General features: G+C 68.5%; 8 protein-coding genes. 1 reads left to right on the forward strand and 7 read right to left on the reverse strand.

Annotation, left to right across the window (positions count from 1 at the left end; translation table 11 throughout):
- Positions 1–28: 28 nt before the first annotated feature.
- From AC51EU_RS06770 to AC51EU_RS06795, 6 genes are all read right to left on the reverse strand, one after another.
- Positions 29–3,211: a type I restriction endonuclease subunit R gene (locus AC51EU_RS06770; RefSeq protein ID WP_496265746.1), complete on the reverse strand. Its 3,183-nt coding sequence runs from the start codon at positions 3,209–3,211 to the stop codon at positions 29–31.
- Positions 3,208–4,494, reverse strand: a complete 1,287-nt coding sequence (locus tag AC51EU_RS06775; protein WP_496265747.1) for a restriction endonuclease subunit S — start codon at positions 4,492–4,494, stop codon at positions 3,208–3,210. The genes AC51EU_RS06770 and AC51EU_RS06775 overlap by 4 nt, the downstream gene beginning before the upstream one ends.
- The gene (locus tag AC51EU_RS06780) at positions 4,491–6,500 is read right to left on the reverse strand and encodes a type I restriction-modification system subunit M (RefSeq protein ID WP_496265748.1); all 2,010 of its coding nucleotides are present in this window, start codon (positions 6,498–6,500) and stop codon (positions 4,491–4,493) included. Before AC51EU_RS06780 ends, AC51EU_RS06775 begins: the two co-directional genes overlap by 4 nt.
- 90 nt (positions 6,501–6,590) lie before the next feature.
- Complete coding sequence (locus tag AC51EU_RS06785; protein WP_496265749.1) at positions 6,591–8,741, reverse strand: N-6 DNA methylase; 2,151 nt, start codon at positions 8,739–8,741, stop codon at positions 6,591–6,593.
- A 249-nt stretch (positions 8,742–8,990) separates the two neighbouring features.
- A complete protein-coding gene (locus AC51EU_RS06790) occupies positions 8,991–9,665 on the reverse strand; it encodes a TetR/AcrR family transcriptional regulator (protein ID WP_496265750.1) in 675 nt (224 codons plus the stop codon).
- Between the two features lie 77 nt (positions 9,666–9,742).
- Positions 9,743–10,525 (reverse strand): HipA family kinase, encoded by a 783-nt coding sequence (locus tag AC51EU_RS06795; protein ID WP_496265751.1) that lies wholly within the window; start codon positions 10,523–10,525, stop codon positions 9,743–9,745.
- Between the two features lie 126 nt (positions 10,526–10,651).
- Between AC51EU_RS06795 and AC51EU_RS06800 the strand changes: the two genes are divergently transcribed.
- On the forward strand, positions 10,652–10,879 hold the full coding sequence (locus AC51EU_RS06800) for a hypothetical protein (RefSeq protein WP_496265752.1): 228 nt from the start codon (positions 10,652–10,654) through the stop codon (positions 10,877–10,879).
- 58 nt (positions 10,880–10,937) lie between these two features.
- Here AC51EU_RS06800 and AC51EU_RS06805 read toward each other — a convergent pair whose 3' ends face one another.
- On the reverse strand, positions 10,938–11,984 hold the full coding sequence (locus AC51EU_RS06805; protein ID WP_496265753.1) for a CU044_5270 family protein: 1,047 nt from the start codon (positions 11,982–11,984) through the stop codon (positions 10,938–10,940).
- Between the last annotated feature and the right edge of the window lie 91 nt (positions 11,985–12,075).

The following is a 12,075-nucleotide window of genomic DNA, read 5'->3' on the forward strand; positions in this document are numbered from 1 at the left end:
GTGGCCGAGCGGGACCCCATCCGAACGATCAGTCGTCGTAGCCGGCCTCGCGGCGGATCATCCGCCAGGCGGCGCGACGGGCGCTGCGGTCCAGGTTGGACTTGAAACTCCGGTCGGCCCCGAAGTACTGGCGGCCCAGACCGGCGATGCTGTCGATGTGGTCACCCATCTTCTCGGCGAAGACCTTGTCGAAGACCTTGCCGAAGTTGTCCTCGTCGTTGACGAGGGCCGCGGCCTTCACCTTCTCGTCGGCCTTCGCCTCCTCGAACGGCCGGGCAAGGTCCTCCTCGGTGAAGTCCGTGCCGAATTTGGCGTTGAACTTCTCGATCAGCTCCGAGAGCAGTGACTTCTCCGCCTCCTTGGCCCCGCCGGCCCCCTCGCCGAAGCCAGGCATCATCGCCGGCCCCTCGGCCACGAGGGAGACATCGTGCTCGCCGGTCCTCTCCACGCGCAGGTGGCTGAGGTCCACGTCCCCTATGTCGATCCCACCGTCAGCGCGCCCCCTCAGCCGGGTGAGGAGAAAGCGGCCGTAGAGGTGCAGGCGCTCCAGGTCGGCGTCACGGTAGGGCACGATCTGGGCGAGGAAGCCGTACTTGCGGACGTAGTCGTTGAGGTCGGCGCGGAAGTCCTCCGCGGTCTGGACATCGTCCTCTTCCTCGTCGTTGTCCCGCAGCGCCTCATAGCGGACGACCGCCGGGGAGAGGAGGCGGTACAGCTCGGCGTGCAGCTTCTCCCACTTGGCCTGCGACCCGGCGGCCTTCTCCTTCGCCTCGAAGAAGGCGGCGGCGAACTCGTCCATCTCCGCTTCCGAGATGATCGGCGCGGACATGACCCGGCTCTGCGCGGTGTAGAGCAGGTTGGGGTCGGAGGGGAGGGTCATCGCCTCCTCGAAGTATGGGCGGAAGGACTCCTTGATGTCCTCGGCCTCGTTGGCGAAGTCGAGGACGGCCAGGTCGGCCTGCGCCTTGCGCTCGGCGGTGCGGTTCAGCCGGGACAGGGTCTGGACGGCGGAGATGCCGGTCAGCTTCTTGTTGACGTACATCGTCGTCAGCAGCGGCTGGTCGAACCCGGTCTGGTACTTCTCGGCGACGACGAGGATCTTGTACTCCTGCTGCCCCTTCGCCCCGGCCTTGACCGCCTTGTCGTCGGCGCGCACGTACGCGAACGCCTTCGGCAGTGCGCTCTCCGCGAGCCCACCGTTCTCCTTCGTCTCGGTGGTCTCCTCGCCGTCGACGGTGAGGGAGCCGGAGAAGGCGACCAGTACTCCGAGGTCAGGGTACTTGGTGTGGTAGTCCCGGTCCTTGATGTAGCTCTTGATGGCCCGCGCCATCTGCACGGCGGACTGCCGTGAGGCCGTCACGACCATCGACTTGGCGCGCCCGCCGAGCCGGCCGCGGCTGTGCGTGACGAAGTGCTCGACGATCACCTGGGCGTGCTGGGCGACGGTCGAGTCGTGGGTCAGCGCATACCGGGCGAGCAGGGGGTTCGCCTTCGCGGGGTCGACCTCCAGCTCATCGGGGTTCCGATTGACCAGCTTCCAGTACGTGTTGTACGTGACGTAGTTGCGCAGCGGGTCGAGGATGAAGCCTTCCTCGATGGCCTGACGCATGGAGTACGTGTGGAAGGGGCGGTACGTCTCCTTCCCGTCGACCTGCTGGGGCGTGCCGAAGAGTTCGAGGGTCTTCGCCTTCGGGGTGGCGGTGAAGGCGAAGTAGGAGAGGTTCGCGGCCCGTGAGCGTTCCAGCGCCTTCTTCTTGAGCTTGTCGGTGACGGTGACGGTGGTCGCGCCGGCGTCCTCCGAGTCCGAGTCCAGGCCGAGTTCCCGGAGGGCGGCACGTACGGCCGTGGCGGCGTCCCCGGACTGTGAGGAGTGGGCCTCATCGAGGATGATCGCGAAGGTGGTGCCCTTGATCTCGGTGGGGTTGCGCTGAATGTAGTCGAGCAGCGCCGGGAACGAGTGCAGGGTGACCGTGACGATCTTGCCGGTGTCACGGGAGAGCGCGCGGGCCAGCTGCTCGCTCTTCGCGCCGTTCTTCTCGTCGACCTTCACCACCAGGCCGTCCGTCTGCGAGAAGCCGCCGACGGTCTCGCGGAGCTGGGCGTCCAGGTTCCGGCGGTCCGTGATGACGATGACCTTGTCGAAGACCGGTTCACCGGGCTTGATGTAGCCGGCGGTGAGGGCCTCGGTGTCGAGGGTGCGCGGGTCGGTGTCGGCGTGCAGGTCGGAGAGACGGTGGGCGAGCCATCCGATGGTGTTCGACTTTCCGGAGCCGGCCGAGGCCATGATCAGGTAGTTCTGCCCGGCACCGTGCGTCGCGGCATGCGCGGTCAGCTTCTTCACGACGTCCCACTGGTGGTAGCGAGGGAAGATCGTGGAGCGGGTGGTGCCGCCGCCGGGCGTCTTGTGCTTCTGCTGGTGCACGAAGCGCTGGAGCAGGTCGAGCCAGTTGTCCCGCTCCCAGACCTTTTCCCAGAGGTAGGAAGTCGCGTACGTGCCGAAGGCCGCAGGAACGGGGTTGCCTGCGCCGCCCGGCCGGCCGGGACCTTCGGAGCCGGTGTTGAAGGGGAGGAAGCGGGTGTTCTTCCCCTTGAGCTGAGGTGCGACGAAGACGAGGTCCGGGTCCACGGCGAAGTTCGCGATCACCCGGCGTGTGAAGATCAGCTCTTTTGCGTCGCGGTCGGTGCGGTACTGCTCCTTGGCCTGCTCGACGCCCTGGCCGGTGAGCGGGTTCTTCAACTCGGCGGTGGCGACGGGGATGCCGTTGAGGAACAGGGCCAGGTCGAGAGCGTGGTTCCGGTCGGCCTGCTTGGTGGCGTAGCGGAGCTCGCGCACAACGGTGAGGCGGTTGGCGCGGTAGCCGTCGAGGACGGAGTCGTCGCCGACGAGGTTGGGCTTGAAGTAGGCGACACGGAGGAGGACGCCGCGGTCCTTGACGCCGTTACGGAGGACGGTGAGCAGGCCGTCGTCACTGATCGCCCGGTCGAGCCGCTTGACGAAGCCGCGCTTGGCTTCGGTCTTGTCTCCGCCATAGACGTTGACCAGCTCGTACCACTCGTCGGGCTGTGACTTGTCGATGAAGGCGAACAGTTCATCGGTGTCCAGTCCGAGGTCAGCCTGGTAGCCCTCGGGCCGGGCCTCACGCCATCCGCGCTCGACCATGGCGGCGACGACGGCGGAGCCGAAGGTGGACTCGTTGTGGATGGGGCTCATGCGGTGACTCCGTCCGTTACGTTGCGCCCGCTGGCGGTGGAGACGTCGAACTGGCCGGTTACGGCGGCGGTGATGAGAGCCTGGCGGCGTTCCTGTAGGAGCTTGATCTGACGTTGTACCTTGTCAGTCAAGGCATCAAGCCGCGCATTCTGTCGACGGATATCCTCGACAATCCTTTTCTGTTCATGAAGTGGCGGAAGCGGGACGCGCATCATCTGAAGATCGGGCACGTAGATCGTCTTGTGAGTGGAGCCCATGGCCAGCCTCCCCAACAGATCAGGACGCATGGCGCGAAGGCACCAGAGCAGGTAGTACGGGTTGAGCCTCGGGCCACATGTCCAAGTAACGAAATCCTGGCTCGTGGCCATGTCTGTCCCCATCACACCGGAGTAACCAGCCGACGCCGTTCGGCAGAGGAAAACGGTACCTCTCGGATGAATCTCGGCCGCCGAGTTAGCAAGCCCCAACTCGCTAATCTTTTCGCGCGTCTCGCACAGGTCTTCCAGGCGGTCGTCCCGGACCTGCTGCACCTCACCAGTTGTAATCCATGGAATCTTACAGTCCATCCACCACTCGGGATGGGACCTGCTCGGCGTATGACCGCTTCCCATGCGGGCCAGGAGACCCAGACGAACCTCTCGCCACGCATCAGGGATAGCCTCAAGCCAAGGAAGGGCGGTCGGGCGGCGCTCAACATGCCTGGCTCCCGACACAGCAGACACCACTCCAGCAGTCCGACGCTCAGCAAGACGCTCAAGCACTCGCAGCTCTACGTCCACCAAGCGGTCAATGCACCTCGTTTCCGAATCAAGGAATTCGACAATACTGCGCTGCTTGTCGAGCGAGGGAAGCAGTATCGGAAGATTTCCGATCTCGCTAGCACTGATGGCCGGATAGCTCACTCCAACCGATCTAGCCACCACCTCGTCCACAAAGGCCTGAGAGCGGCAATAATAGGCAAGGAAACGACTATTCACGATGGGTTGCGCCTCAAGAACCGCAAACCCAGTCGAGAACACCAAGGGGACCGACACTTCGGGTACCTCGGCAATAGCTCTCAGGTAAGTTCGCACAGTCGACACAACAACAGATCCAGGTGGCGCTATACGCCTTGCCCGGGAAGGGGAAGACGAGAAGATGATTTCCTCTGTCGGCACAGAGACCTTCCCCGCACCATCGACAGCCGCGATATCTACATACCGGAACCGAAAGTTTGGGTCGGTATTCTCAGGCAAGGTACGACGGTTGATACGAGCGACATCCTTGATGCGATAAACACTCATCCCGCAACCTCCCCCAACAGCGCCTGAATCTCCGCCTCCAGGGCCTTCAGCTCCGCATCAATCTCCGCCAACGGCCGCGGCGGCTCGTACACGTAGAAGTGCCGCGTGAACGGGATCTCGTAGCCGATCTTCGTCTTGGTGTGGTCGATCCACGCGTCCGGCACGTGAGGATGAACCTCCCGCTTGAGGTACTCCTCGACGTCTTCCCCCAGCGGTACGTTCTCGTAGTCCCGGAGTTCCGCGTCCGGCTCGGGGCCGCCCTTGAGCTTCTGCACCTCGCCCTCCGGGTCGCGTACGCCCACCGTGTCCCGTACCGCCTTGGCGAACGGCGCTCCCGTCGGCCACAGGAGGCCGGTGCCGACCACCGCGTCCTTCAGGGCGACCAGTGCGTCCGACTTGGTGGACCAGGCCGAGCCCAGCAGCGTGCGTACCGCCGCCACGAATTCCTCGCGCTGTTCCAGCTTCTGCACCGGTTTGGCGGCCGCCAGTGCCGCAAGGGTCTCCTCGGTCACCTCGAAGCGGAGTCTCAGCGGGCGCTCGACCGTGATGCGTTGGTAGCCGAAGGCCGAGTTGTCGAAGACCTTGACCTTGGCGTGGAGCGGGTGCTCGGGGTCGGCGGCGGCATCGATCGCCGCCGCGTACAGACGCGTGATGTCAGCGATGTGGTGGGGCTTGCCGTTCGTGCCGTCGCCCAGTTCCTTGCGCTTGTCGCCGAGGGACTTGCGCATCTTGACCCACTGGTCGCGCGCGTCCAGGAGAACGACCTTGCCCTTGTGGTCCGGCGCCTTGCGGTTGGTGAGGATCCAGAAGTACGTGGAGATGCCGGTGTTGTAGAAGAGCTGGTCCGGGAGGGCAACGATGCCCTCCAGCCAGTCGTTCTCCAGGATCCAGCGGCGGATCTCGGACTCGCCGGAGCCGGCGGCGCCCGTGAAGAGGGGCGAGCCGTTGAAGACGACGGCGATACGGGATCCACCACCACCGTTGATGTCCACCGGCTTCATCTTCGAGATCATGTGCTGGAGGAAGAGGAGCGAGCCGTCGTTGATGCGCGGCAGGCCCGCGGCGAAACGGCCGGCCTCGCCGAGATGCTTGTGCTCGTACTCGACGTCCTCCTTGACCTTCTTCCATTCCACGCCGAACGGCGGGTTGGCGAGGAGATAATCGAACTTCTCGCGCGCATGACCATCGTCGGAGAAGGAGTTTCCGAAGGCGATGTTCTCGGGGTCCTGGCCCTTGATCATCAGGTCGGAGCGGCAGATCGCCCAGGACTCGGGGTTGAGCTCCTGGCCGTACACCTCGACCGTGGCGTCGGAATTGTGGGCCTTGATGTGCTCCTCGGCCGCCGACAGCATGCCGCCCGTTCCGCAGGCCGGGTCCATGACCGTACGGACGACGCCCGGGATGCTGAGTGCGTCCCCGTCGGGAGCGATCAGCAGGTTGACCATCAGCTTGATGACCTCGCGCGGGGTGAAGTGCTCACCCGCGGTCTCGTTCGACTGCTCCGCGAAGCGGCGGATCAGCTCCTCGAAGATATAGCCCATGTTGTGGTTGGACACGTTCTCCGGGTGCAGGTCCAGGTCGGTGAACTTGCCGAGGACCTTGTAGAGCAGGTCCGCACCGTCGAGCCTCTTGATCTGCTGGTTGAACTCGTACTTGTCGAGGACCTCCCGTGCGTTGTCCGAGAAGGCGCCCACATAGATCTGGAGATTCTTCGCCGCGTTCTGCGGGTCGGCGGCGATCTTCTTCAACGTGAGATCGCTCCTGTTGTAGAAGGAGTGACCCGAGGCCCGGCGCAGGAAGTGGTCCGTGTCGATGTCCTGGCCCTTGAACCGCGCGACGGTCTCCTCGACCTTCCCGCGGGTCGGCTCCAGGACGCATTCCAGGCGGCGCAGCACGGTGAACGGCAGGATGACCTTGCCGTAGTCGGACTGCTTGTAGTCGCCGCGCAAGAGATCGGCGACGGACCAGGCGTGATTCGCCAGCTCCGTGTGCTTACTGCTGTTCAAGGGATTCCCCGGATTCCTTCCGAACCGTCCCGCCCAGTAAGAAGGCAGGTGCGGACAAGTGTGGTCGATGAGTGCGGGTTCAGGAGTCGATCAGGACGAGTTCTCGGGCAGCTCCGGAGGGATCAGCGCTCCGCCGGTGAGGCCGCTCCTCAGAAGCCGTGTCGTGTCCTCCGCGAGACGTGCCGCTCGCCGTGCCTCGGTGCGCAGCTCGTGAACACGCCGGAACGCCGCGCCGTAGCGGCGCTGCTCGCCGAGCGGCAGGAGCGGGACGCGTAGCCGTCCCGGAGAGACGTGCAGGACGGTGCTGCCGGTCGAGGCCCCGGCGATGTTCTCTTCCGTGTCAAGGAAACCGGCCAGGAACCACGGGTCCAGACGGGCTGGATCCGGGCGAAAGAGATGGACCTGGATGCCGAGCAGCGCGCCGGCGTCCCGCTCGTCCGCGACGCGGGCCATCGGACCACTGTCGTCGGCGACGGCCCGTACGAGCACGTCGCCCACGGCAATGACGGGTACGGCGTCGGAGCGCAGCTCGGCCGGGTCACCGGAAGGTGCTGTGCCGCGGGCGATATCAGCCCCGGTGAGAACGGGCGGTTCCGTTGTGGGTACGGCGTCCGCGGCTTCGGCTCGTGCCCCCTTCGCGTCGGGTGCCGTACGGAGCAGGGTCAGCGCGCCGCCTCGTGCAAGATCCGACACGGTCGCCGTGCGCCATTCCCGAACCGTGACACCCGCAGTCCAGTCGGCCCGGCCCGCTGCCCGAACGAGGAACTGGGCAGCTTCGACCAGTTCCCGGCGCCTGATGTCCGTCTCCCGTGTGAGATCCGCAGGATCTATGTCCGCTCGTGAGATCCGGGCCCGGCGCGCCGGAGTGAGGTCGACGACGTCGTCGAGGAGGTCGACGACCGGCACGGCACGGGCGATGCCGGGCACTCCGGTGAATGCATCCGGATCGGTGGTGAAGGCTTCCCAGTGGGTGAGTGTTCGTTCCGTCAGGGCGGGCCAGTCCAGCGGGGTGCGGGCAGCGCCGGTGCGCGGTGTACGTCCGGCCCGGAAGGCATTCGCACTGCTCTCCTCCGGTGCGGCGGCCATGTCGACGAACAGCATCGACTTGCGTTCCGCGCCGCCCGGCTCCGGTCGTTGCAGAACCCAGATGTGCAGCCCCACGTGCAGGGGTGCCGCAGCGCCGGCCGGTAGGGCCACCACCGCTCGGACGGCTCCGCTACGCACCAGCTCCGCGCGGACCCGACGCCCGGAGGCGCGGGACGCGGTGGCGGGCGGCAGTACCAGCACGGCATGACCGCCGGGCGTGAGGTGGGCGAGTGCATGCTGGACCCAGGCCAGCTCGGAGTCGGCGCGTCCCGGTACGCCGTATGCCCAGCGCGGGTCGTACACCAGCTCGTCGTGGCCCCAGTCGCGGTCGCCGTAGGGCGGATTGCACAGCACGGCGTCGGCGGTCAGGCCGGGGAAGGCGTCCGCGCGCAGGCTGTCCCCGCTGCGGATGGTGGTGTCGGCTTCCGGGGCGGACAGCAGCAGCTGTACTGCAGTGCGCTGGGCCTGCACAGACAGGGTGTCCTGTCCGTGAAGGGAAGTCGCTCCGTGCCGGGCGGCGGCCGCCAGCAGGGTGCCGCTGCCGCATGCCGGGTCCAGGACCCGTACGGCGGCGGTGGGAAGAAGCCGGGCAGCCAGGTCCGCCAAGGGGGTCGGCGTCCGATAGGTGCCGCTCGCGGCACTGTCCTCCAGTTCCCGCTCCGCGAGGACTCCGAGCGTGGTCTCGCCGCCCTCGTCCCGTACACAGCGGAACAGGGCCCGCAGTGCGGGACCGTCTGCGGCCGTGAGGTGGACGGTTTCGGCGCCCGGGACCGTGCCCGCGAGGGCGGTCGTCGCATCGGTGGCCCATGCGGTGAGGTCGGCATCGGGCAGCTCCGCGTACACAGTGAGTTCGTCCGAGGTACGGCGGGCGGCCGCGAGGACCAGGGGAAGCAGCGCGGTCCCGCCGCCGGCGCCCTGCCCTTGGAGGCGCAGGGCCGTGCGCAGCTCCTCCGGCGGGTTGGTGGTCGTCGCATGGCCGCGCGACGCGAGCCAGGCCCGGACGGCCTCCAGGTCGTACAGAGGACTGCTCTCGGTGCCGCCGGTCGGGGACGGGAAATCTTCGTGTCGGCGGCGCCAGTTGCTGACGGTGGCACGGGTAACACCGGCGACGCGTGAGATCTCGGCAGCCGTGACGTGAGCAGATGGCTGGGACATGACGGACAAGACCCCTCGGTAGCGAACAGTTAACACTGTACAGCAGGCGTCAAACTAGTAACTCCATTTGACAATGCTTTCACCGCCCTGCTGTCCGCCCACGGCTTCACACGGATGGAGCACATCCGCCAGCACGCCATGCTCGACGCCGCCCTGTGGGACCGGCAGGACGTGCTGACGCCCCTGGACCTGTCCCGCATCGTCTGCGCCCGGACGGCCGGCTGAACGCTCGCGGGGCGATCACGGTGATCACGGTCCTCCGCCGCCCGCTTCAGCCGGAGTCGTCCGGCCGGGCCGTGTGGCGTAGCCAAGGGCGGTCTCGCTCAGCAGCCCCTCGACCGTGTCCAGGAGTTCCAGGGACGCCGAGGCAATGGTGTCGGGGTCCTCGCCCAGGACGATGCGGCGGCCGATCTCGCTGTAGAGGAGGGAGTGGAACCAGCCGATCTGGGCGGCGACGGCGCGGGGCGTCTGGTCGTCCGGGGTGGCGCCGGTTTCCTCGGTCAGGACGGCGCAGAGCGCGTCGGTCATCTGGCGGCCGAGGTCCTCCAGGCGTGCGGTGAGGGTGGGGGCGGCGCGCATCATCTGGAAGACGGGGCCGAAGCCCGAGGTCAGGCCCACCGCGCGGTCGCGGCGTCGGAGTTCGTCGCGGAGCCGGGCGAGGACGGCGCGGGCGGCGGACTCGCCGGGGGCGCGGTCCCGGACGATGTCGGCGAGCCGCTGCGGGGACGCCTGGTCCGGTGGCAGGACCAGGTCCTCCTTGGACTCGTAGTAGTTGTAGAGGGTGTTGACGGACACCTCGGCGGCCGCCGCGACCTCGGCGATGGTGACGCGGTCGAAGCCGTGTGTCACGAAGAGGTCGACGGCCGTCTCGGAGATGCGTTGCCGGGTCTGCCGCTTCTTGCGTTCCCGTAGTCCTTCACCCATGCGGAGACCCTAACCCGCTGCCCGTACCGTACGACTTCCTCCCACTGTGCCCCGGTTTCCCTTCGAGGGTGCGGTGGTCAGGCGGGCGGGAGCCAGCGGGAGGAGTCCCGTGCGCGGGCGGTGAGGTGGGTGACGTAGGCGTCGCGGACGTCCTGGGCGGTGGCGAAGCCCGGCTCGCCGGTGAGCCAGGCGTCCGGTACGGCGGAGACGACCTCGCGCAGCAGACGTTCGGTGACGCGCGGGCCGAAGGCGGCGTCCGCCGCGGCCAGTTCCGGGCGGCCGTGGGCGAGTGCGTGGTGCCGGGCGTCGTACGTCTTCCCGACCGCGTCCGCCGCGGTGGGCCAGCGGTGGTGGAAGACGAGGGCGGCGCCGTGGTCGATGAGCCACAGGCGGGGCCGGTGGTGGCCGACGGGCGGCCAGGTGACCAGGTTGGGGCTGTGGACGGTCCGGTCGACGTTGGTGGTGAAGGCGTCCAGCCAGAGGACCGCGGCGGCCTCGGCCGGGGTGACGTCCACGGCGCCCGGCGTGAAGTCGGCCGCTCCCGGCAGGTGGTCCATGCCGAGGTTGAGGCCGGCACTGGCGCGCAGCAGGTCCTGCACCTCCTGGTGCGGTTCGTCGCGCGCCACCTCCGGGTCGAAGCGCACCAGGACCAGCTCCGGCACGCGCAGCCCCAGCCGGCGGGCCAGTTCCCCCACGACGACCTCGGCGACGAGGGCCTTGCGGCCCTGCGCCGAGCCGGTGAACTTCACCACGTATGCCCCGAGGTCGTCGGCCTCGACGAGCCCCGGTACGGAACCACCGTTCCGCAGCGGCTGGACGTACCGGACGGCGGTGACCGTCCGCAGCGTCTCCGACGCCATCACTCCTGGCCTCCTGTGCCTCCCCGGTGGGGCGATCGGCTGTCCGCCACCCCTCATTGAATGCACTCTACTGAAAATTTGCAGTCCGTTATAGTTTTTGCCCGGCGACCGACGAGGAGGACGGCCATGACCGGAGCGAGCGGGCGCGAGGCGGCGGTGCGACGGGCCGAAGAGGTCCTGACGAGCTACGCGTTGTCCGCCGAGGGGTGGCGGCGCGGCCCCAGCGAGACCCTGCGGTGCGTCCTCGCCGATCTGCTGCACTGGTGCGACAACACCCAGCGCGACTTCGACGCCGCACTCCAGGGGGCCCGCGCCCAGCACGCCGCCGTCCGCGACGGGCCGGACGCTTCCTGACGCACGCTCCGGGCGGTGCCGTGCGACCGCCCGGAGCGTCAGCGCCGTCGCGGCCCGGTCAGGCCGTCCCCGCCGCCGGCGCCGCGCCCGCGCGGTCGGTGGCGGTCTTGGTGAGGACGGCGGAGGTGCCGACGACGGTGCCGGTGGTGGTGAGGACGGTGCGTTCGCCGAGGTAGGCGTGGGTGGTGCGGTCGAAGATCCACTGGGTTTGGCGGCCGTGGGTCGTGCGGGCGACGGCGATGCCCTTGCGGCCGGCGGCGTCGGTGGCCTCCGGGACGACCGTGACGCCGGGGATCTTGGCGGCGGCGCGGTAGAGGGCGGCGCTGACCTTCGGGGGCGCCCAGGTCTCGGCCAGCAGGTCGCCGATGGCGGCGAAGGCGCGCTGGTCGGGGTCCTGGCCCGTGCCCCGGGTCTCGTCGCGGATCAGCTTGAGCAGGGCGTCGGCGTCGGTGGGCAGCGAGGCGACGTACCGGTGGGTCGGGTCGGCGATCGAGGGGCCGCGGCGCAGGGTGGTCGGGCGGGGGGTCGCCCCGGGGCCGTCGAGGGAGTAGACGGGGGCGTCGGCGCCGAGGGTGCTGTCGGGGCGGCCCTCCTCGCGGAGCAGGCCGGGGCGGCTGCCGTCGGCGGACAGCCACACCTGCCGGGTGTGCGCGGGCGGCAGGGCCGCCCGGCCTCCCCCGGCGCTCTGCGCGGCGTAGGCGACCTTGCTCTCGACGTAGACGAACTGGTCGGCGCGGACGGCCGGTCGGTCGCTCTTGGCGGCGGCGAGGGCGATGCGTCCGAGGAGTCGCGTGGCCTCGGGGGCGGGGTCCTTCGCGACGGCGGGGGTGCCGGGGGCGGGGGTGTCCGTGAGGTTCATCGTCAGGACGCCGCCGGCCGCCAGGGCGCAGGCGGCGGCCGGCACCATGATCCGCACCAGCAGGCGGCGCGGGCGGGGGGCGGTGCGGGCGGGGGACGGCCCGGTGGTGGCGGCCTCGCGCAGCAGGGTCTCCTTCAGCAGCACCCGGCGGTCGGGCTCCAGGTCAGGGACGGGCGGCGGGGGCAGCAGCGCGGTGAGGTCACGGCGTTCGGCCTCCTCGGAGCGGTGGCGCGGTGCGGTGTTCATCCGGGGTTCTCCTGGTCAACGGCCGGCCGCGGGGACGCGGCCCGGGGTGTGCGTGTCGGGGGTGGCGGCGGGTTCTCCGTCGTCCGCCGCG

This window comes from Candidatus Streptomyces philanthi (genome assembly GCF_059553635.1).